Below are 22,113 nucleotides of genomic sequence, written 5' to 3'. Positions count from 1 at the left end.
CGTGTCAGCTGCCGATGAGGCGGCTGTCGAAGCCGGCGCCCAGGAGGCGCTCGTAGGCGTCATGTACATCCCCCGGTACGTCCTGCTCGACGGCGAAGCCGAGTCTCGGGTACTCGATCACGCGCTGCAGGTCGCCGACGAGCATGTCGACGACGAGTCGCTCGTCGCCGATGGATTTGATGTAGTCGTCCAGTTCCAGCGGCTCGGAGGCGCACACGACCTCCGCCTCGGGCCACAGCTTGCGGCACGTTGCGTACGAGCGGCGCTCCATGTACGGCTTGGAGATCAGCAGCAGCGACTCCACCTCCACACCGGCCTCGGCCAGCAGTTCCCGGGAGAGGGTGATGTTGTGGCCTGTGTTGGCCGCCTTCGGCTCGACGAGGATCGCCTCGTCCGGGACGCCCAGGCTCAGGGCGTGCTCGCGGTAGTGGACGGCCTCGCCGCGCGGGAAGCGGGCGCGGGTGGTGGGGCTGTTGCCGCCGCTGAACACCACGACGGGGAAGAGGTCGGCACGGTAGAGGTCGGCCGCCGTCGTGGCGACCCCGAGGTCGTGGCTGCCCAGGCCGATCGCCGCCGAGCAGGGGCGCACCTGGTGTCCCATCTGGTGGTAGTCCCAGATCAGCGTCGCGTCGTGGAACTGCTCGTCGGTGATCTGGCGCTGCTGGTGCTCCGGCACTGGCACTCCCTGCCTCATCGCTGCTGGCCCTTTCGGATGCCCTCGATGCTGCGCAGCTGGTGACTGAGGCCGTACTGCCGAGCCATCTGTGCCGCCTGATCGAGGACGGACAGCCCATCATTCCGGGTCGCCGCATCCGACAGAAGAATGTGCCCGTAGGCGGTGTCCAGCCTCACCCGCTGCATCGGGGAGTCGACCGTGCCGGTGGTGCGCGCGATGCCGATGTTGTGCAGGGCCTCCTTCAGGTCGCCGGCACCCCGGTGGGCAAGGGCCAGCTTCTGGTGGGCGACCGACCAGTCCTCCGGCTCGCCCAGTTCTTCGAAGGCGTGGGTGGCGGCCTTCATCGCATGGGTGGCGTGTGCGTTGTTGCCCTCCTTGCTCAGCGCCGTGCCCACCCAGAGACGGGCCCTGGCACGGTCGCGGGGACTCAGGCGCTCGTCCGCAGAGAGCAGTTCGTACTGGCGGGCGGAAGCTTCGAGCCGACCCGACATCTCCTGCACGACCGCGAGGGACAGGTCGATCTGCGCGACCCGGCGCGGGATGCCGAGTTCGGTGAACATGCCGTGGGCGGTCCGGTACGAGTGAACGGCTGACAGCGGGCCGAGGATCGCCCCCTGGTCACGCTGGAGGTCACCGAGGAGAACGAGGGAGCGGCCATACAGGTAGAGGCCCTTGTCGTCCAGGTCGTGCGGGTCGTGGGTGCCGAGCCAGCGGTTCAGCAGGGTCGAGGCGAAGGGGAAGTCCTGGCGGCTGACACAGACGATTGCGCGCTCGATGTCCTCGGTCCAGGTTTCGTAGTCCGCCGGCCGCGTGGTGGTCCGCTCCGGGAAGAGCAGCTTCTCGAACCGGGCCTGTGCGGCGGAGTCGGCACGGGCGAGCGCGGTGTCGAGGATGGCCTGGGTATCGGGCCGGGGTTGGGTTTCGGTACCGAGGCTCTCCCACTTGGCCACCGTGCGCAGGGCCACGCCGAGGTGTTCGGCGAAGGCGCGCATGCTCATCCGAAGGGCAGCGCGCAGAGCGCTCGCCTCCCGGCCCGTCCACTGCTGCACGCTGACCACGAACAACCTCCTTCCGTCCCGTATGGAAGCACTCGCGGTGACGAGGCGGGTGTGAAGTGCAACGGAAGTACAACATGAGGTCATTTCAAGGCCGTTCGCAACAGCCGAGGCTGTGGCCATGGACGACGCACTCATCACGGAACGCCGCCCGGTCACCGGCCCCCAGGTCTTCGGCTACGTACGCCACGTCACCGGTGGCCTCGCCCGCCACGCGGCACTCATCGACTGCCTCGCCGACTACTGCCGTCGGCACGAACTGACCCTGTGCGGCGTCTTCACCGACCGCGACGCGACCCTCGCCGTCCGCTCCCCCGCCTTCGTCGGCCTTCTCGACGCCCTCGAACTCCCCGACACTTACGGCGCCGTGATCCCCGCACTCGGCCATCTCGGCCCCAAACGGATTGCCGCGAAGAGGAAGCGCCAGATAGCCGCGACCAACACCCGCTTGGTCGTCATCCGCTCCCCCAGACCCGCAACAGGCCGCGCCCATTCCCTCAGCGCCGGCCACGACCTCCAGCAACTGGGAGGCACGTAATGTCCGTTCGTGACGCGCTGCGCAGCGCCCCGATGGCCACCGATGTACCCGGACTGCGCCTGCTTCAAGTCGGCGACCACTGGGACTTCGTCCGGACCCCTGCGGACCTCGGGTTTCTAGCCTTGGCCCACCTCCGCACGACCGGCGTGCCGATCGGCCCCGTGTTGTACGACGGGCCCAACGAGCGTCTCTACTACGCGATCAGGACCGGCACCACCGGCCACTGGAACGACCGGTCTGTACGGCTTATCTCCAACAACTCATGGCTGGTGGCCCCTGGTCTGGAGTTGATGGATGACTGGTTCGGCGGCTGGTGCGAACTGCCCGACGACGAAACCCTCACGGACACCGACGCCCTCCTGGATGCGCTGCAACACCCGTACATCGCGGTCAGCCGGCCATCGTCCTCCGTCCTCTTCCGCTAGAGCAGAGAGACATCCGTGAAGATCCAACTCGCCACGCCGAATCCCGCTTCAGGTGATACGGCCGCCCCGACTACACGCCCCCGCGCCGTGGTCTGCCACAAGGAGTGGACCCTCCAGCCGGACCGGGAGCCGGACGCCGAGCCCATCACCTACGCCATGCAGTGCGCGGTCTGCAACGAGACATCACCGGCCAGCACCGACTTCACCGAACCGCAGAACTGGGTGCTCGCGCACGGCGGCCACAACCCCTCCCACCACACGTACCGGGAGATCATCACGCGGCCGTGGCGGGCTTGGTGGAAACCGTGACGAGCCGTACGACGCCCTCTAGAACTCCCGCTTCGGGCGGATCCATCGCCCTTACCCCTAGGACAGGTCGAGCGCCGTCCGGAGCGGGTCACCCCAGAAGTCCCCAACCTCAAGGAGGAGCAGTGACCATGTCGAACCCCGCCAACACGGCGGACGAGACGACCATCACGACGTCCGGGCTGGTGAAGGCCCGCCGTCGGATCCAGGCCGCCCGCGAGCGGGGCGTCACCCCGTCCGACGGCGGCAGCACCGGCCGCACCGACGGCAACGACTGATCCGGGAGGAGACGCGTTGTCGCCGCTGAACCTGGCGGCCCACCTGGGCCAGGACGAGTTCCTGGCCCAGGTGCTCCACCGCCGCTACCGCCACATCCCCTCCACCGTCCCGAACCCGGCCGACCTGGTCACCTGGGACGACATCAACACCATCCTCGCCACACACCGCCTGGAACCGCCCCGCCTACGCCTCTCCATAGACGGCGAGATGCTGCCCGCCCACCGCTACACCGCCCCGGTCACCACCCGCCGGCACACCGTCTGGCAGCGCCTGCACCCCACCGAACTCCACGCCCGGCTCGCCGAGGGCGCCTCCCTGGTCATCGACGCCGTCGACGAACTCCACCCACCGATCGGCGACGCAGCCATGGAACTGGAGCAGTGGCTGCGCACCGGCGTCCAGACCAACCTGTACGCCTCCTTCACCCCTCGCGAGGGCTTCGGCGTGCACTGGGACGACCACGACGTCGTCGTCATCCAGATCGACGGCGCGAAACGGTGGAAGCTGTACGGCCCCACCCGCACCGCCCCCATGTACAAGGACACCGACGAGCCCGAACCGCCGCCCGAGAAACCGGTCGCGGAACTGGTCCTGCACCCAGGCGACATGCTGTATCTCCCGCGTGGTTTGTGGCACTCGGTGGCTGCATCCGAGGGCGAGCACTCCCTCCACCTCACCTTCGGCATCCAAACCACCACCGGAGCCCAACTCCTGTCCTGGCTCGCAGACGATCTGCGCCGCCACGACGTTCTGCGCGAAGACCTGCCCGTACACGCAACGCCTGCGCAGCAGGCCACGTACCTGGAGCGGCTGCGCAAGGAAGTCACCGCCGCCCTGAAAGACCCCGGGTTGCTCGACCAGTACACGGCGATGCGCGACGGCACCGACCTCTCCCGCCTACGCCCGAGCCTCCCCCACATCACCGGACTCCCCGCAGAACCGGACCTCCGCATCCGACTGACCACCACCCGCGCGCACATAAGCCCTGCTCCCGACGGGGTCGGGGTACTCCTCCGAGCCTGCGACAACGAATGGGAGCTGGCCAAGGAGGCGCTACCGCTGCTTCAGCGCCTGATGGCCGCCGCTCCCGGCTCCGTCTCGCTCGGCGAACTGGTCGCCGCAACCGGTATTCCCATCGCGGACGTTGCGGCGGTCGCCTCCGATCTGTTGAACGGCCAAGCGGTCACCGTCCTCGAAGGAGGCCGGCAATGACGAGCGCGTCTCTCGGGTTGGGCACCTACCGCATCCACCCGTCGGCACTGTCCGACGCCGTCCTCTGTGCTGCCGCAGACCCGACCAGCACCTGGATCGACACGGCCCCCAACTACCTGAACGGGCAAGCCCAGTCGCTACTCGCCCCGGCTCTCGCTCAGCACCGCATCCCGGTCTCCACCAAGATCGGCTTCGTCACAGGCCGAGCCGCCAGGCACGCCGTCGCAGACGGAGCCCTCACCAACGGTGCCGCCGAACACGGACACAGTCTGAGCGCCCCATACGTCCACTGGCAATGCGCTCGCAACCGCACCGAACTCGGCCGCGACCGCCTCGACCTCGTCTTCGCCCACAACCCCGAACAGACCGACGGGGACCCGTACGAAGCTCTGCGCGATGCCTTCACCGCTCTCGAAGCAGAAGCGGCAGCCGGCACCCTGAGCGCTTATGGCGTCGCCACCTGGGACGGCTTCGACAACGGCACCCTGAGCATCCCCGCCCTGCACCAACTGGCCGCCGAAGCCGTCGGCACGGAGCACCACCACCTGCGGGCCATCCAACTGCCCGTGTCCCTCGTCACCGCCACCGCGTTCACCCAGGCCCTGGACGGAGGAGGCCCAATCGCTCAGGCAGCCGAACTCGGATGGCATGTATACGCCTCAGCGCCCCTGTTCGGCGGCCAACTCCCCCACCTGGCCACCCCCGAACTCGCCACACTCATCAGCCCCGACCTCACCATCCCCCAGGCATGCCTCCTCGCCGCGGCCTCATGCCCAGGAGTGACACGGATTCTGCTCTCCGCCTCCACCCCGGCACACTGGGCCGAGGCTCAACGGGCCCTGCGCTGCCCCGCCATCCCCGTCCCCACGCTGCGAAAGGTGCTGGATGTACTCGCCGCCGGCTAAGCCCACCGACCGACAGCGCATGCACCGGGCCTTCGCACAGGCGGCTCAGAAACTGAACACCACCGTCGCCGGTCCGGAGGTCTGGGGCTGGCGCGGCCGCACCCTCAGTTGCCGCGCCCACCACCCCGACCACGGCGACTGCTGGCTGAGACTGCTCTCCGCGCCCGAGGACAAGGCGGCCGGAAAAATCTGGGACGGAAACGGCCAGGCCGCCGCCCTGTTCGACGGACACGTCCGCAAACCACCTCTGTACGACACCTCGACCGCCGTTGGCGACGGCCACGCCTACCGCGCCGAAGTCCACCAGTACGTCAACGAACCCGCCGTCTCCCCCAGCCCAGTCCTGCACTCAGACCCCGAACCGGCAGCCACATGGTGGGATGCCCTGCGCACCGACCTGGACTACCTGAGCGGTGTCCCCACGGACCGCGTGGCCGTGCGCCAGGAATGGGCAGACCGCGCTGTCCCCCGCTTCCTCGGCATCCCGGCCCCCCACATCACGGACTGGACGACAGCACACGGGGACCTCCACACCGCCAACCTCACCAGCACCACCCCCTACCTGCTCGACTGGGAAGGTTTCGGCCGGGCACCCGCCGGCTACGACGCCGCCATGCTCCTGGCCTACTCGCTGCTCGTACCCGCATTCGCCCAGCGCGTCCGGCACGCCTTCCCTGTACTCAAGACAGAACCCGGGCGCATCGCACAGATCATCGTCATCACCGAACTGCTGCAGTCAGCCTCACGCGGAGACCACCCCGAACTCGTCCCGGCGCTCCGGTACCTGGCCACAGACCTGGCCTGATCAGGGAGAAGGTGACCAAAAGAGTCTCCCTGACCCCGGTTGTCCCCGACGATCAACTCGGGAAAAGCATGAGCACCTCAGGAGCGGCTGGCTTTGTGCCTTCCTCGGATGCGTCCAGGGAAAGGCGCGGCCTCGTCATCGTCGCCGTGGCGTAGACCTCGTTCGCAAGCTCGAAGGGCAGGCCCGAGCGGGCGACAAGGTCGTCGAACGACACACCCGTCTCTTCACAAAGGCGGACCGCCTTTTCGAGCAGGAGGGGTGCTTCGCGGGGGCCGAGGTCGCAAGGCTCAGGGTCGCCGTGCTGAGAGAGCATCATCATGGCGCGCTTGTACGTCGTCTCCCGGAAGGCGCCGAGGGCGTGGGCACGGTAGACGAGGGCCTTGAGCGATGCGCCCCAGCGTCGCTTCAGTGCGTAAAGCGCCTCCCAGTCCAGCCTCTTCGGAAGCTCCGCAAGGATCTCGGCGCTCGGCATCAGAAATTCAGCCGCGAAGTCGTGCGCCTGGTTCTCGACGATCCTGCTGCCGGGCTCAGCGTCGAGGTGCATGACCAGGTGCCCGGCCTCGTGCGCGGCGTCGAAGCGAGATCGAGCCTTGTCGTTCTTGGCGGGGTTCCGGAAGACCAGCGGCCTGCTCCCGTACCAATGCGAGAAGGCGTCTACCCGCTTGGACATCGCAGGAAGCTCCAGGACCACGGCGCCATGGGCTTCGAGCAGTCGTGTCACATGCGGGATCGGGCCGCTGGGTACCCCCATGGCCTCGCGAGCATCGCGGGCCACAGCCGCGATGTCCGCCCTGCTCGGCTCAGCCGGCAGAGCCAGGCGCGGCAGTGCCGCAGGGGGGAGTTCCACGTAGTGCTCGACCGTCGTCACCAGCCGCCAGACGATCTTGCCGAACGCGACCGCCTGATCCCGTTGAAGTTGCGTCGTCGCCCGGAGGCTTCGGAAGTGGGCGGCGCTGGGCACCGTTGGATGCGGGTGCCCTGTGGCGAAGAAGGTGGCGGGCACTCCCAGCGCCATGGCCAACTGCGCAACCACTGTGCTTGAAGGCCGACTCTGGCCCAGCTCGTACTGACTGACCGCTGCCGGCGTGAGCCCGACCTGCTTGGCAAGCTCGTTCTTGCGGAGCCCTCGAAGCTGACGAGCCGTGGTCAGAGCTTCGGGTTCGAAGGAACGGGAGGCGAGCTCAGCGCCTCTCGATCCTCGCGGCGGTGTCGGCATTGATTTCTCAGTCTGTGTTCTCGCGCTCTTCGCGCGTGTCTTCGGTGCGCCGGCGAAGCGGCAGATCGTTCTCCTTGAGGTCAGTGTGATCAGGCGCCTTGGGGGCCTCCTCTTCAACGGTACGGTCCTCGTCGGAATCCGTTTCAGACGCCGGGTGGTCTTGATCTGCGAGGCTCTCGTCGGGCAGCTCGCCGTGCACGACAAGTTCGTCCACGGTCGATCGCGGAGCCGGAAGGCCCGGCTGGAGATCATTGTGGATCTCGACCGTCCCATCAAGCCAGGGCGAACCGCCCTCTCGGTTGTCCCGCGGAAGACCCACCTCAATGACGCAGTTACCCGTCTCCGGATCACCCGTGTGCACGATCCGAACATGCCCCTGACGAACAGCTTCCGCGAAGCTGTCGGCCCAGTCGGGGTCCTGGTCGAACGCCATCTGGTCCTGAGCCACGCTGTTCTGCACTGCTCCCCGAAGTCGAGCGGCGCTGCCGTCCCAGCTCAGCTGTTCGAGCTTGTCCCGCACCTTTTCAGGGGCGGTGAGCGGGAATTTGTAGACCCTCACGACCCACGGCTGGGAGATGACCTCGATCGCCCCGCCCGCGACCTTTCGGACCGGAATCCCTGCCTGGTGAAGCTTCTGGAAGGAGAGGTTGGCGATGTTCCGCCAGACCAACTGAGCAAAAGTGCCGTTGTCGTCCCCGTGAGACGGGTCATGACGGTCGGCGTTGGTCGCGTACACATCGCGCGCGACGTCCCGGATGATCTCCAGCACCCGCCGGAGATCACTCACAGCCTGCTGCAGAGTGATTTCCACGCCGCGACGATACCAGAAGGCTCCAAATACTGCGCGAGAATAAAGTAAATGGACGCGTTGGCGGCGCGCACCTCAAGTGCCTAAGGGGGCCCATGCTGCAGGCGCCCACGAGACGGCAGACGGCCGGGGCGCGTTGGTTCACTGCTCGGCAACGCCTTCCGCCTACCGGGGCCCGGCGTATCGACGACGTGTACGGGATCGGTGTCTCGAACGGCTCCACGAGTGGGACGTGACCGCATCGGCGTAGCGAAATCGGAACGGAGGCCGGGGCCACAAGCGCGCTCCTCGTCGGCCCGCAGCCGGTGGCCACGTTGCCGACTGTCGTGCTGGTGCCGGGCACCACCACCAACAGTGCCGTCTGCCGCCACCTGGCAGGAGCATTCGCGACCCGTCGGCCGACCGTCGTGCTCGACGTGCCTGGACAGCCCGGTCTGAGCGCTGACGGCCGCCCGCGTCCGGGTCGGTTCGCGTGGTGCGGGCGATGGCTGACCGAGGCACCGGAGCAGGCGGTGCCTCTGACCGGCCCTGCTCATCGGGCACTCGTCCGGCGAACATCTTGACGCACTCTTAGCGGGAACCGGCATGGAGGACCGAGTGAAGATTGCCGGAAGCCAGCAATGCGCGTCAAGTGTTCCCCAGGCAGGATTGGTCGGGAGGGAAGCGCACGGATCGGCCTCGGTGCCGGGCACCGGCAGGTGACCGGCACCAGGGCCTGGAGTGTGCGCTGAGGCCGTCACAGACGGGGACGATCGGGGGGATCGGGATGCGGACGTTCTTCGAGGCCGCCACTACTTACCCGGTTTTCCCCTTCACCGTCGCCCTGATCGTGGTCGTGTGCTTCTGGCTGCTGGTCGCGGTGGGCGCTGCCCACTCCGGCAGCTTCGACAACGACGCGGACGCCGAAGTCTGGGGACTGGGCGGGGTGCCGGTATCCGTCGGGTTCTCGCTGGTGACGGGTGCGGCCTGGCTCGGCAGCCTCTGCGCGACCGTTCTCCTGGATCCGCTTGTCCTCTCGGGTCCGGTGCGCGCGCTGACCGGGATCGCCGTGCTGATCGCCGCACCGCTGTTCGCCTGGCGGGTGGCACGCGTGCTCGTACGGCCGTTGCACCGCCTCTTCCCCGATGAACCCGGGCCGTCCGTGCCGGGCGACGCGATCGGACTGCGAGACGCCGACAGCCAAGACCCGCGCCGGCGGACGTCACACGACATCGCGCTTCATCCGCGGGACCGCGCCGCCTGACCCGCAACACCACCTGACCCGCAACGCCGCCGGATCTCGCCCCGGCTCTTCTTCTTCACGCTGCAACTCCCTTACGCCTCAAGGACGTATGCCATGGTCACCATGATCGTGGGCATCGGCGCGCTCGTCGCCGTCTGCCTGCTCGCCGTACTCGTCGTCGCCCGCCTGTTCCGCAAGGTGGAGCAGGGCAAGGCACTGATCGTCTCCAAGATGCGCAAGGTCGATGTGACCTTCACCGGGCAGGTCGTGCTGCCCGTGCTGCACAAGGCCGAGGTGATGGACATCTCGGTGAAGACCATCGAGATCACGCGGGCCGGCCGTGAGGGACTGATCTGCCGGGACAACATCCGGGCGGACATCCGGATCTCGTTCTTCGTGAAGGTCAACAAGACCGTCGAGGACGTCATCAAGGTGGCCCAGGCCGTCGGGACGGCGCGGGCGAGTGACCGGGACACGTTGCAGGAGCTGTTCCACGCGAAGTTCTCCGAGGCGCTGAAGACCGTCGGCAAGCAGCTGGACTTCACCGACCTCTACACCAAGCGCGAGGAACTGCGGTACCGGATCATCGAGGTCATCGGTGTCGACCTCAACGGCTACCACCTGGAGGACGCGGCGATCGACTACCTGGAGCAGACGCCGCTGACCCAGCTCGACCCGGCCAACGTCCTCGACTCGCAGGGCATCCGGAAGATCACCGAGCTGACGGCCGTGGAGCACGTACGCACCAACGAGGCGCAGCGCCATGAGGAGAAGGAGATCACCCGGCAGAACGTCGACGCCCGCGAGGCGATCCTGGAGCTGGAGCGTCGCCAGGCGGACGCGGAGATCAAGCAGCGCAGGGAGATCGAGACGGTACGGGCCCGTGAGGAGGCCGAGACGGCGCGGGTGATGGAGGAGGAGCGGCTCCGGTCGCAGGGCGCGTTCCTGCGGACCGAGGAGCAGTTGGGTGTGCAGCGGGAGAACCAAGCCCGTGAGGTCGCGGTCGCCGCGAAGAACCGTGAGCGGGTCATCGCCATCGAGACCGAGCGGATCGAGAAGGACCGTCTCCTCGAAGTCATCGCGCGGGAGCGGGAGACGGAGCTGACGCGGATCGCCGCGTCGAAGGAGGTCGAGGCGGAGAAGCGAGAGATCGCCGAGGTCATCCGCGAGCGCGTCGCCGTGGACCGTACGGTCGCCGAGCAGGAGGAGTCCATCAAGAAGCTGCGGGCCGTGGAGGAGGCGGAGCGGGAGCGGGAGACCGTGATCATCGCCGCCGAGGCTCAGGCGCAGGAGAAGCTGGTCAAGGACATCAAGGCCGCCGAGGCCGCCGAGCAGGCCGCCACGCACCGGGCCGCCGAGGAACTGACCCTGGCCGAGGCCCGGTTGCAGACTGCCGACCTCGACGCGCGGGCCAAGCTGCGCCTCGCCGAGGGAGTCCAGGCCGAATCCGCCGCCGAGGGCCTCGCGGCCGTCCAGGTCCGCGACAAGGAGGCGGAGGTCATCGAGAAGGCCGGCCGCGCGGAGGCCGAGGCGACCCAGGCCCGGCTGCGCGCCGAGGCCGACGGTGCGCGGGCCAAGGCGCTGGCCGAGGCCGAGGGCATCAGCGGGAAGCTGAAGGCCGAGGCCGCCGGTCTCACCGACAAGGCCGCCGCCATGGCCGCCCTGGACGACGCCTCCCGCGGCCACGAGGAGTACCGGCTGCGGCTGGAGGCGGAGAAGGACATCCGGCTGGCCGGGCTGGACGTGCAGCGGCAGGTCGCCGAGGCGCAGGCCACGGTGCTGGCCACCGGGCTGGAGAACGCCGACATCAACATCGTCGGCGGGGAGTCGGTCTTCCTCGACCGGCTGGTGTCCTCGATCGCGCTCGGCAAGGGCGTCGACGGCTTCGTCCAGCACTCCGAGACCGCCCAGGCGCTGGCGAAGCCCTGGCTGGACGGCACCTCCAGCTTCACCGACGACCTCGGCCGCGTCCTCGGCTCCGTATCGACGGCTGATGTGCGGGAACTGACCGTCTCCGCGCTGCTGATGAAGCTCATGAAGACGGGCGGGGCCGACTCGGCCGCGCTGCGGCAGCTGCTCGACAAGGCCGGCGAGCTGGGACTCGCGGACGCCTCGCTCACCGCCCTGAACGGCAGCGTCGCCAAGGTCTGACCGGCGGCCCATGATTTGCGGTCCGGAGCTGCCGCACAGGGGACGGCGGCTCCGGACCGTGCTCCACCGACTTCCTGAGAGGGATTCCATGACCACCGGCCCGGACACCGGTAGGCAGGACGCGCCGGCCACCGCCTTCGACGCGGGCACGTACGAGGTGCTGCGCGACCGGCTGGCCGCCCAGGCCGCCGAACTCGCCCGGCGCGCCGAGGCACTCGACGTCCGCCGCACCGAGGAGTTCGGCTCCACCCGGCTGGAGCTGAGCGGCACCGAGCGGCTGCGCACCGAGCACACCTGCGTGCCCCGCGACATCGTCACCGTCGGTGACGTGCTGCTGTTCGGCCACAACGTCTTCCTCGATCTGAAACCGGAGACGACCGTCGGCGACGTCTTCGCCCTGCACGACAGGGGCCTGAACCGGCTACCCGACCACGCCGTGCCGGGCCTGCTCGACGACCCCGCCTTCGTACGGGAGTTCGCGGCTCTGCACCGCTACTACCGCCAGGCGCACCTCCTCCGGCTCCGCCGCGTCGACGGCAAGGTGCTCGCCGTCTTCCAGACCGGTGAGAAGGCCGGCGACATCCGCGTCCTGCGCTGGGCGGTGACCGACGACGGCCGGGCGGCCTTCCTGGACGCACGCGGCGAACGCGACCACGTCTTCCCGCCCTCCCACGACTTCGCGTGGACGGAGTCGACCCGCGAGGACCACGTCCTGGGCCGTCACCCGCACGTCTCCATCGAGGGCGAGGTCTTCGTCGAGACGGTCGGCGGGACGCTGACGGTCAAGGTCGAGGACGACACCGAGACGGGCGAGGGCATTCACAGCGAGCCCGTCGCCGAGCCTCTGCAGTCCCTCGCCGACGCCGACATCGCGTACGCGCGCGTAGGCGCCCTCATCCTGCTGGACGTGCTCCCTTACAAGGAGGACGTCCACCGCTACCTGGTCTTCAACACGCTCACCAGGACCGTCGTCCGCCTCGACGGCATCGGGCAGGCGTGCCGCCGTCTGCCCGAGGACCAGGGGATCGTCTTCCCCGGCGGGTACTGCCTGGCGACGGGGGCGTACAAGACGTTCGACGGCGTCGACACCGGCGGGCTGGAATTCGAGCGGGCGGTCCGCTCGCCCAACGGCGAGGACGTCCTCTTCGCGTTCCACGCGCGCGTGGAGGGCCGCAGCCTGCTGCTGCCGTACAACGTGATCCGCAAGGAGGTCGCGACCCCGCTGTCCTGTCACGGCTGGGCCCTGTTCGACGACGGCACGCTGATGGTGCTGCGCGCGGACGCTGCGGGAACCGACGCCGAGCCGCAACGCGTTCACCCGCTCCAGCTCTGGAACTCCCCGTACGTCTCCGACGACCACGACGCCGCCCGGCCCGTCGGCACCGGCCCGCTGGCCCGCGTGGGCAACGCCGATCTCGTCCGCGGCATCTCCGACTGCCTGTCCATCGCGGGCGCCGTCGCCGAGACGACCCCGACGAGCGCGGTGTACGAGGGCCTGGCCGGGGCCTGCGTCCGTGCCGCCGACTCCTACCACTGGTTGCGCGATCCCGAACTCGGCGATCTGCACGAGCCGCTCACACAGGTGCGGGCCACCGCTCAGCAGGTACTGGCCGAGTTCGAGACCCTCCAGGCACTCACGCGACAGGCCGCCGACGCGCTCGACGAGGCGGCGGCCCGCATCGCCACGGTGGTACGCCGTCTGCGCGGCGAGGTCCCCCAGGGCGCCGCCGCCTGGGTGGCGGGCCTGACCGAACTCCGGCAGGCGCAAGGTCACCTGCTCACGCTCAAGGACATGCGGTACGCCGATGCCGCGCGCATCGACGAACTCGCCTCCGCCGCTCAGGCCGACCTCGTCGCCTTCGGGCAGCGGGCCGTCGCCCACCTCGCCCGCGAGGACGCCTTCGCCGACCACCGGGCCGATATCGAGCGACTCGCCACTGCTACGGAGGCCATCGCCACCGTCGCCGAGGCCGCACCCCTCGCCGCCCGCCTTGAGGTCCTCACCGACCAACTGCGCACGGTGACCGAGGTCGTCACCGGCCTCGACATCGGCGACGCCACCGTCCGTACGTCCGTCCTGGCGCGGATCGCGGAGGTGCTGGGCGGCGTCAACCGCGCCCGCGCCCGCCTCGACGGCCGCCGCCGCGAACTCCAGGAGCACGAGGGGCGAGCCGAGTTCGCGGCCGAGTCCGCGTTGCTCGGGCAGGCCGTCAACGGTGCCTTCGCCGCCGCCGACAGCCCCGAGGCGTGCGACGAGCAGCTGGCCCGCCTGCTCGTGCAGGTGGAGAACCTGGAGGCGCGGTTCTCGGAGTTTGCCGAGTTCGACGACTTCCTCGGCGAACTGGCGGACAGACGTGACGAGATCCACGAGACGTTCTCCGCCCGCAAGCAGACCCTCGCCGACACCCGGGCCCGCCGCGCCGAACGCCTCACCGACTCGGCGCACCGCGTTCTGAAGACGATCACCCGCCGCGCCGCCACGCTCGCCGACGCGGACGCCGTCGCCACGTACTTCACCTCCGACCCGATGCCCGCCAAGGTCCGCCGCATCGCCGCCGAACTGCGCGGCCTCGGCGACCAGGGCAGGGCGGAGGAGCTGGGCGGCCGCCTGAATTCCGCCCGCCAGGAGGCGCTGCGAGCCCTGCGCGACCGCACCGACCTCTACGCCGACGACGGCCGAACCCTCCGCCTGGGCACCCACCGCTTCGCCGTCAACACCCAACCCCTCGACCTCACCCTCGTCCCGCACGGCGAGGGCCTGGCCTTCGCGCTGACCGGCACCGACTACCGCTCCCCGGTCACGGACCCCGACTTCGCGGCCACCCGTCCGTTCTGGGACCGCCCGCTGCCCTCGGAGTCACCCGAGGTCTACCGGGCCGAACACCTGGCCGCCCGTCTCCTCGACGAACACGGCCCGGCCGCCCTCGCGGAGGCCGACGACCTGCCCGCGCTGGTCCGGCAGACGGCCGAGGTGGCCTACGACGAGGGCTACGAGCGCGGTGTCCACGACCACGACGCGGCCCTGATCCTCACCGCACTCCTGCGCCTGCACGAGAGCGCCGGACTCCTGCGTCACGAGCCGGCCGCCCGCGCCGCCGCACACCTCTTCTGGGCGCACGACACGACGGCCGACGAGCGCGACAACTGGACCCGGCGTGCGGTGTCCCTGGCCCGCGCCCGTGACACGTTCGGTCTCGCGCCCGCCATCGACGACCTCGTGGCCGAACTCGCGCGGGAGATCGGCACACGAGCGGCGGCCGCCTACCTCTTCGAGGAGCTGACGACCGGCCCCGACGGCTTCGTCATCAGCGCCGACAGCCGCACCCTGCTCGACAAGTTCCGCCGCACGGTGGGCACGTCGGCCTACGACGACGACCTCGCCGCCCTCGCCGACCCGGCCGCCCGCCGGCAACTCGTCGAGGCATGGCTGACGTCGTACACCACCGCCACCGGAACGGACACCGCCCCCGGCGATCTGGCCGAGGCGGTGGCCGCGGAGCTCTGCCCGGACCTGCCGCGCTACGAGTCCGACGCACCCGTGACCGAGACCGTCGAGGGCCTGCTCGGCACCCACCCGCGTATCACCGGACGCACGCTCACCCTCCACGTCGACGAATTCCTGGCCCGCACCAGTGACTTCCGCGCCCATGAAGTGCCCGCGCACCGCGCGTACCAGCGCCTGCGTACGGCGCTGGTGGCCGCCGAGCGCACCCGCCTCCGCCTCGACGAGTACCGCCCGCGGATCATGTCCGTGTTCGTCCGCAACCGGCTCATCGACGAGGTCTACCTCCCGCTCATCGGCGACAGCCTCGCCAAGCAACTCGGCACCACCGGCGAGTCCAAGCGCACCGACACAGGCGGCCTGCTGCTGCTCATCTCCCCGCCCGGCTACGGCAAGACGACCCTCATGGAGTACGTCGCCGACCGGCTCGGGATGATCCTCGTCAAGGTCAACGGCCCCGCCCTCGGCCACGCCGTGACGTCTCTCGACCCGGCCGAGGCCCCGAACGCCACCGCCCGCCAGGAAGTCGAGAAGATCAACTTCGCACTGGAGGCGGGCACCAACACCCTCCTGTACCTGGACGACATCCAGCACACCTCGCCCGAACTGCTGCAGAAGTTCATTCCGCTCTGCGATACCACCCGCCGCATCGAGGGCGTGAAGGACGGCGAACCGCGCACCTACGACCTGCGCGGCAAGCGCTTCGCGGTCTGCATGGCAGGCAACCCCTACACCGAGTCCGGCAGCCGCTTCCGCATCCCCGACATGCTCACCAACCGCGCCGACGTCTGGAACCTCGGCGACGTCCTGACCGGCAAGGAGGACACCTTCGCACTCAGCTTCATCGAGAACGCCCTCACCGCCAACCCGGTCCTCGCCCCGCTCGCCGCACGCGACCGCGCCGACCTCGACCTGCTCGTCCGCCTCGCCCAGGGCGACTCAACGGCCCACGCCGACCGCCTCACCCACACGTACCAACCCGCCGAACTGGAGCGCGTCCTGGCCGTCCTGCGCCACCTGCTCACGGCTCGCGCGACGGTCCTCGCGGTGAACGCCGCGTACATCGCCTCCGCCGCGCAGGCCGACGCCACCCGCGTCGAGCCGCCCTTCCAACTCCAGGGCTCCTACCGCAACATGAACAAGATCGCCCAGCGCGTCCAGCCCGTCATGAACCACACCGAACTGGCGGCGCTGATCGACGACCACTACACCGCCGAGGCCCAGACCCTCACCACCGGCGCCGAGGCCAACCTGCTCCGACTCGCCGAACTGCGCGGCACACTCACGCCCGAACAGGACGCCCGCTGGACCGAGTTGCAGACCGCCTACGTCCGTACGCAGGCGCTCAGTGGCCCTGATGACGACCATCCCCCAGCCTTCAGCCGACGGGACCCCCATCTCGCTACGCTCGCCCGCGCGGTCGGCGCCCTGGGCCTGGTCGCCGACCGGATCGCCGCCGTCGAGTCGGCGATCAACCGAGCCGCCGACCCACGCCACCTCATCGCCAACCCCACTGCCCGCCACGCGGCCCGCCCGGTCCCGGAGAAGGAGTGAGCTGACGCGTACTGTCCGGTCGATCCGCGCCGGCGCGCGGGAGCGGTTACTTCGAGTTGCCCACCGCTGTCGGCGTCGGACCCACCCCTCTCTCGTGGACTTGGCCATCGTGTTTCTATCTGAGGTGGCTATAATGCGCCACAGGTGAGCCGGGAAGCCTGGTCGGCATTGACTGCCCCCTTCCCTGGAGCCGCCACATGTCCAGACCCTTCACGGGGCGCGCCCTCGTAGGTGTGCTCACGGTCGTCGGCGCGTTGCTCACTCTCTGCGGTGCGGTGATGTGGGTGCTGCCGGGGCCCGGACTTCCGGTTCTGCTGTTCGGCATCCTGAGCCTGGCGGCGGCTGGGATCGCGCTGCTGACCGGCCGGTGGAATCGAGGCGGTCCGTGACACATCCTGCGGCGATGCCCGCGGAAGTCGCTGTTTACCTCAGCCGCGAAGTATGGGCTCCCCTCACGATTCCGCCGTCTTCTCCCTACCAAAACGGCTAGGAGAGCGCTTGTGACTGACCCTTCGGTCGAGATGACCACCTCGGGTCGCTGCCTGGTAGCGAGGGTCAGCGGCGACATGGACTATGGGACCGACTTGGTGTTCCGCGCACAGTTCAGGGAGCTGTTGGGGCGGGGCGATCGCTTCATCGTCCTGGACCTGTCGGACGTCTCGTTCTGCGACTCGGCCGGACTGAGTGTGCTGCTTGGAGCGTGGCGGCAGGCGGCGGCGAGCGGCGCCGTGCTCGTACTGGCGAGTGTCCCCGATTCCCTGCAGCGGGTCCTTCAGATGACGGGGGCTGATCAGGTCCTTCGGGTACATGACACCGTCGTCGATGCGGAAACCGGTTTCGGTGTCTGAGCTGCCGCGTCTTTGCGGTCGGCTTTTCGGTAGGGGTTGCCGTTACCGGGGCTCAACGGCGGCTCGGGCTGATGCGCCGCAGGCGTCGGTGTGCGAAGCCGCGCAGCCGTTCGGGCCGAGACAGCGGTCCGCCGCACCACCCGCTGCGCGGAGGCAGAGCCGTCATGCGGAACTGGCGATCCACTCTCCGCCTCGCAGCCCCCACCTGCGGCATCTGTTCCGTAGGCATGGAAGCAGCTGCCGAACTGCGGCAAAGTGATCTTCCATGTCTTCCCTCCCGCGCCAGATGCCTCCCCGCAGCGGGCACATGATCGTCTGTGGTGATGACGGGCTGGCTCACCGGCTGTCCGACGAACTGCGCGACGTCTACCGCGAGCAGGTCACGCTCGTCGCTCCCGCCCAGGGCGGTGTCACGCCGGGCACGTCGCCCACCGGCCGGGACCGGGCGACGGCACTCTTCGGACGGGTGTCCTCGGTGATGACGAGGGCCGCGGGCAGCGCACCGGACGCCGCCGACAACGGGCATGTGCTGGAGGCGTCGGAGCTCACCGACGAGGTGTTGGCCGCGGCCGGTGTGGCTCGGGCCACGGCGGTCGCCCTGGTGCATGAGGACGACGAGGTGAACATCCGCGCCGCGTTGATCGCCCGGCGCCTCAACCCGCAGGTGCGGCTGGTGATCCGGCTGTACAACCGCAAGCTCGGCCAGCAGTTGGAGGAGTTGCTGGACCAAGCCGCCGTAGTCGCCTCACCGGGGCTGGACCCGGTGGCTCTGGACACCTCCACGACCGTCCTGTCCGACGCGGACACCGCCGCTCCGGCGCTGGCCGCCACGGCCGTCGCGGGCACCAGCAAGGTGGTTCAGGCGGATGGGCTGCTGCTGCGAGCGGTCGAACGCACCCCGCCGCGTCGCGGTGAAGCTTTCGACCCTGGCCTGTGCACGCTGGCACTGCTGTCGGCGACGGCGAACGATCCTGCGGGGCCGAGGGTTCGGACCGCAGCGGGGCGGAGGCGCCCCGACTCCTGCCCAGCGAGGAGGCGGTGACCGCTGCGACCGGACACGGCACGGTGGTACTGGAGGCCGTCTCGTACAGCGGGCCGCTCCTGCCCAGTGGGCGGCTGGCCAACCGAGGCTCGCTCGGGCAATTGTTCTCGCGTCGGCTGCGCTGGTCGTTGTTCGGCCTGCTCGCGCGTCTTCGGCCTCGCCGTCGCCTCCTGGCTGACCACCGACGACAGCCTGGTGCACGCCACGTACCTCACTCTGCTCGACCTGTTCGCCATCGACGACCCGGCGCTCGGCGAGCCGCTGAGCCGTCAGATCATGCAACTCCTCTCCGGGCTGGCCGGGTTGCTGCTGCTGCCGGTGATGACGGCGGCCGTGCTGGAGGGCCTGGGCACATTCCGCAGCGCTTCCGCCCTGCGCCGTCCTCCGCGCGGCCTGTCCGGGCATGTCGTCCTCCTCGGCCTCGGCAAGATCGGGACCCGCGTGCTGGCCCGGCTGAAGGAGCTCGACATCCCCGTGGTCTGTGTGGAGTCGGACCCCGGGGCGCGAGGCATCCCTCTGGCCCGTCGTCTGCGCATCCCCACCGTCATCGGGGACGTCACCGAGGAGGGCGTCCTGGAGTCCGCCAAGATCCACCGCGCGCACGCCCTGCTCGCCCTGACCAGCTCCGACACCACCAACCTCGAAGCCGCCCTGTACGCACGCTCCGTCAAGCCCGACCTGCGTGTCGCGCTGCGGCTGTACGACGACGACTTCGCCACCGCCGTCTACCGCACCCTGCGAGCCGCCCACCCGCAGGCCCTCACCCGCAGCCGCAGCGTCTCCAGCCTTGCGGCCCCCGCGTTCGCCGGCGCGATGATGGGCCGCCAGATCCTCGGTGCGATCCCCGTCGAACGCAAGGTCCTCCTCGTCGCGGCCCTCGTCGTCGCAGGTCACCCGCAACTGGAGGGCCGCACGGTCGCCGAAGCCTTCCGCCCCGGGTCCTGGCGCGTTCTGGCCCTGGACGCCGCCGCGCCAGCCGACCGGCGCCCCGATCTCGCCGCGGCCCATCCGGCCGATGGCGACGACCGGCCCCCCGGGCTGCTCTGGGAACTGCACCCCGGATACGTCCTGCGCCCCGAGGACCGGGTCGTGCTGGCGACGACCCGGCAGGGACTCGCCGAACTCCTCGGCCGCCATCCCAGGCCGGCCGACCCCGCCATGCCGTAGACCTGGCTCCGTGGCGCTTCCCGACCCGATCGGCGCGGCTCTCGGCTGCTCGGCTGAACAGGGGCGGTAGTACGCGAGCAACTGGTCTGGACACGGCTGTCCTTCGGAACTGCCGTCGGCCAGGTTCCCACCGCACTCCGGCCAGGCTGCGGGGAGGACGCCATCAAGAGAGCGTAAAGATTGCCGGAACCAGGCAGTGTTTTCGGCGGGATCTACGTGTGAGTATGGCGGTCACCAGCGGGGTGACTGTGGGAGAGGGGCGGTGAACGCGGATGACCTGGTTTCTGGGTCTCGGCATCGCAGGAGTCGTACTCCTCGCTCTGTCCCTCGTCTTCGACGGTGTCCTTGAGGGCCTCTTCGGCGGCGTCGACGCGCTCGACGGCCTTTTCGACGGGTGGCTGTCGCTTCCGGTCATCGCCGGGTTCGTGTCCATGCTCGGCTTCTCCGGAGCGATCGTCCTGGGCACCACCGGGCTCGGCGCGGTGGGCGCCACCGCGGTCGGCGTGCCCGCAGGAGCTGCCACGGGCTGGCTCGCCTACCACCTCAGCCGGGCCCTGTTGAACGACCGGTCAAGCGCTGCCCCGCGCGGCGACGATCTGATCGGCGCCGCGGGTTCCGTGGTGACGGCCATTCCGGTCGGCGGCTACGGCGAGGTGCTGGTCCACCTGGCCGGACAACCGGTCAAGCTCGCGGCGAAGAGTCCGAGCCCGGTGCCGCGAGGCGCCGAGATCTGGGTGGAGGAGGCGCTGTCGCAGACAGCGGTCTCCGTACGCCCGGTGGAACGCTGACCCGCGGCCCCGTTCTTCACATCGGGCGCCGTTGCACCGGCCCCGCCCTTTCATCCACTTGAACCGTATCGATCTGCCGTCCCCTGGGAGGGCTGAGGGGAAAGACATCATGAGTCCAGTCGTCTTCGCCGTGATAGGAGTCGTCGTACTCCTTGTCCTGCTCGGCCTCGTCGTGGTCACCCGCTACAAGGTGGCGGGTCCGAGTGAGGCGTTCATCGTCACCGGCCGGCGCGGCAAGCAGGCCACCGACCCGGAGACCGGGCGGGTGTTCACCGACAACAGCGGGCAGAAGGTCGTGGTCGGCGGCGGGGTGTTCGTCGTGCCGTTCGTGCAGCAGAAGTTCACCCTGGACCTGTCCTCGCGGCACATCCCCATCGCGGTACGCGGCGCGGTCACCTTGCGCGGTGTCAAGGCGAACCTCGAAGGCGTCGCCATCGTCAAGGTCGGCGGCACCGAGGACTCGATCCGCGCTGCGGCCCAGCGGTTCCTGATGCAGCAGGACGGCATCGTCGGCTTCACCCAGGAAGTTCTCTCCGGCGCACTGCGCGCGATCGTCGGCCGGATGTCCGTGGAGGACATCATTCGTGACCGGGCCGCCTTCGCCAGTCAGGTCGCCGAGGAGGCCGAGGCCAGCCTCTCCGGGCAGGGCCTGGTGCTGGACGCCTTCCAGATCCAGGACATCACCACCGAGGGCTCCTACCTGGAGGACCTCGGCCGCCCCGAGGCCGCCCGCGCCAAGCAGGAGGCCGACATCGCCGAGGCCGTCGCCCGGCGCGCCGCCGAGCAGGCCCGGCTGAAGGCCGAGGAGGAAATCGCCATCGCCCAGCGGACCTTCGCGCTGAAGCAGGCCGAGATCAAGGCCGAGACCGACGAGGCCGCAGCCCGCGCCGCCGCGGCCGGACCGCTCGCCGAGGCAGCCCGGCAGCAGGAAGTGCTCAGCGAGCAGGAGAAGGTCGCCGAACGCCAGGCCGCGCTGACCGACCGGGAGCTGGACACCAAGGTCCGCAAGCCCGCCGACGCCGCCCGCTACCAGGCCGAGCAGGAGGCCGAGGCCCGCCGTATCGCGCTGGTCAAGGAGGCCGAGGCAACCGCCGAGCGGGCGAGGCTGACCGGTGAGGGTGAGAAGGCGCAGCGCGCCGCGCTCGCCGACGCCGTCCGCCTCGAGGGTGAGGCGGAGGCCGCCGCCATCGGCGCCAAGGGCGCCGCCGAGGCTGACGCCATGCAGAAGAAGGCCGACGCCTTCGCCCAGTACGGCGACGCAGCTGTCCTGCAGATGCTGGTGGAGGTGCTGCCGCAGGTCGTCGCCAAGGCGTCCGAGCCGCTCAGCGCGATCGACAAGATGACGGTCATCTCCACCGACGGCGCCAGTCAGCTCTCGCGCACGGTCGCCGACAACGTCGCACAGGGCCTGGAACTGCTCGGTTCCACCACCGGAGTCGACCTCGCCGAGCTGCTGAAGGGCATCACCGGCCGGGTCGGCGGCGCGCAGCCCGCGACGACAGCACCCGCCGGGGCCAACGGGAAGGTCGAGATCACCGGCTGACGCCGGCATCGACCGGAGAAGCGAGCCCGGGCGGTCCTGGAACCGCCCGGGCTCGTACGCGAGGAGGTACG

General features: G+C 69.6%; 18 protein-coding genes and 1 pseudogene. 15 read left to right on the top strand and 4 right to left on the bottom strand.

Translation table 11 applies throughout. The annotated features are described in order from the left end of the window. Positions 1-4: 4 nt before the first annotated feature. Complete coding sequence (locus F9278_RS26140) at positions 5-694, bottom strand: YdcF family protein (RefSeq protein ID WP_152170489.1); 690 nt, start codon at positions 692-694, stop codon at positions 5-7. Further along, positions 691-1,734, bottom strand: coding sequence for a helix-turn-helix domain-containing protein (locus F9278_RS26135; RefSeq protein ID WP_152170488.1), 1,044 nt, complete (start codon positions 1,732-1,734; stop codon positions 691-693). The genes F9278_RS26140 and F9278_RS26135 overlap by 4 nt, the downstream gene beginning before the upstream one ends. A gap of 118 nt (positions 1,735-1,852) precedes the next feature. Here F9278_RS26135 and F9278_RS26130 point away from each other — a divergent pair, with 118 nt between their 5' ends. The 7 genes from F9278_RS26130 (at position 1,853) to F9278_RS26105 (ending at position 6,201) form a co-directional block, all read left to right on the top strand. Further along, on the top strand, positions 1,853-2,269 hold the full coding sequence (locus F9278_RS26130; RefSeq protein ID WP_226966957.1) for a hypothetical protein: 417 nt from the start codon (positions 1,853-1,855) through the stop codon (positions 2,267-2,269). Continuing rightward, positions 2,269-2,694 (top strand): hypothetical protein, encoded by a 426-nt coding sequence (locus tag F9278_RS26125; RefSeq protein ID WP_152170486.1) that lies wholly within the window; start codon positions 2,269-2,271, stop codon positions 2,692-2,694. The genes F9278_RS26130 and F9278_RS26125 overlap by 1 nt, the downstream gene beginning before the upstream one ends. 21 nt (positions 2,695-2,715) lie before the next feature. Next, positions 2,716-3,003: a DUF7848 domain-containing protein gene (locus F9278_RS26120; protein WP_152174135.1), complete on the top strand. Its 288-nt coding sequence runs from the start codon at positions 2,716-2,718 to the stop codon at positions 3,001-3,003. A gap of 128 nt (positions 3,004-3,131) precedes the next feature. Continuing rightward, positions 3,132-3,278, top strand: a complete 147-nt coding sequence (locus tag F9278_RS46325; RefSeq protein ID WP_193241636.1) for a hypothetical protein — start codon at positions 3,132-3,134, stop codon at positions 3,276-3,278. A 16-nt stretch (positions 3,279-3,294) separates the two neighbouring features. After that, on the top strand, positions 3,295-4,491 hold the full coding sequence (locus tag F9278_RS26115; RefSeq protein WP_152170485.1) for a cupin domain-containing protein: 1,197 nt from the start codon (positions 3,295-3,297) through the stop codon (positions 4,489-4,491). Beyond that, positions 4,488-5,396: an aldo/keto reductase gene (locus F9278_RS26110; RefSeq protein WP_152170484.1), complete on the top strand. Its 909-nt coding sequence runs from the start codon at positions 4,488-4,490 to the stop codon at positions 5,394-5,396. The genes F9278_RS26115 and F9278_RS26110 overlap by 4 nt, the downstream gene beginning before the upstream one ends. A gap of 19 nt (positions 5,397-5,415) precedes the next feature. Further along, positions 5,416-6,201, top strand: coding sequence for a phosphotransferase (locus tag F9278_RS26105; RefSeq protein WP_226966956.1), 786 nt, complete (start codon positions 5,416-5,418; stop codon positions 6,199-6,201). 52 nt (positions 6,202-6,253) lie between these two features. Here F9278_RS26105 and F9278_RS26100 read toward each other — a convergent pair whose 3' ends face one another. Both F9278_RS26100 and F9278_RS46320 read right to left on the bottom strand, forming a co-directional pair. Then, positions 6,254-7,417 (bottom strand): helix-turn-helix domain-containing protein, encoded by a 1,164-nt coding sequence (locus F9278_RS26100; RefSeq protein WP_193241635.1) that lies wholly within the window; start codon positions 7,415-7,417, stop codon positions 6,254-6,256. 7 nt (positions 7,418-7,424) lie between these two features. Beyond that, the gene (locus F9278_RS46320; RefSeq protein ID WP_193241634.1) at positions 7,425-8,228 is read right to left on the bottom strand and encodes a hypothetical protein; all 804 of its coding nucleotides are present in this window, start codon (positions 8,226-8,228) and stop codon (positions 7,425-7,427) included. Between the two features lie 763 nt (positions 8,229-8,991). Between F9278_RS46320 and F9278_RS26090 the strand changes: the two genes are divergently transcribed. The 8 genes and pseudogenes from F9278_RS26090 (at position 8,992) to F9278_RS26055 (ending at position 22,042) form a co-directional block, all read left to right on the top strand. Further along, positions 8,992-9,468 (top strand): hypothetical protein, encoded by a 477-nt coding sequence (locus tag F9278_RS26090; protein ID WP_193241633.1) that lies wholly within the window; start codon positions 8,992-8,994, stop codon positions 9,466-9,468. 93 nt (positions 9,469-9,561) lie between these two features. After that, on the top strand, positions 9,562-11,598 hold the full coding sequence (locus F9278_RS26085; RefSeq protein ID WP_193241632.1) for a flotillin family protein: 2,037 nt from the start codon (positions 9,562-9,564) through the stop codon (positions 11,596-11,598). An 88-nt stretch (positions 11,599-11,686) separates the two neighbouring features. Continuing rightward, entirely contained in the window at positions 11,687-16,654 is a 4,968-nt protein-coding gene (locus tag F9278_RS26080) for a DNA repair ATPase (protein WP_152170480.1), read from the top strand. Positions 16,655-16,851: 197 nt separating this feature from the next. Next, positions 16,852-17,043, top strand: coding sequence for a hypothetical protein (locus tag F9278_RS26075; protein ID WP_152170479.1), 192 nt, complete (start codon positions 16,852-16,854; stop codon positions 17,041-17,043). A 111-nt stretch (positions 17,044-17,154) separates the two neighbouring features. Then, positions 17,155-17,502, top strand: a complete 348-nt coding sequence (locus F9278_RS26070; protein WP_152170478.1) for an STAS domain-containing protein — start codon at positions 17,155-17,157, stop codon at positions 17,500-17,502. A gap of 307 nt (positions 17,503-17,809) precedes the next feature. Then, positions 17,810-19,711: pseudogene (locus F9278_RS26065) on the top strand (potassium channel family protein). Positions 19,712-19,983: 272 nt separating this feature from the next. Further along, positions 19,984-20,499, top strand: coding sequence for a hypothetical protein (locus F9278_RS26060; protein ID WP_152170477.1), 516 nt, complete (start codon positions 19,984-19,986; stop codon positions 20,497-20,499). 109 nt (positions 20,500-20,608) lie between these two features. After that, on the top strand, positions 20,609-22,042 hold the full coding sequence (locus tag F9278_RS26055; RefSeq protein ID WP_152170476.1) for a flotillin family protein: 1,434 nt from the start codon (positions 20,609-20,611) through the stop codon (positions 22,040-22,042). Positions 22,043-22,113 lie beyond the last annotated feature (71 nt).

Origin of the sequence: Streptomyces phaeolivaceus, assembly GCF_009184865.1 — a bacterium.
GTDB lineage: Bacteria > Actinomycetota > Actinomycetes > Streptomycetales > Streptomycetaceae > Streptomyces > Streptomyces phaeolivaceus.
Note: the sequence above shows the minus strand (reverse complement) of the source record. Positions and strands in the feature narration are given on the sequence as shown.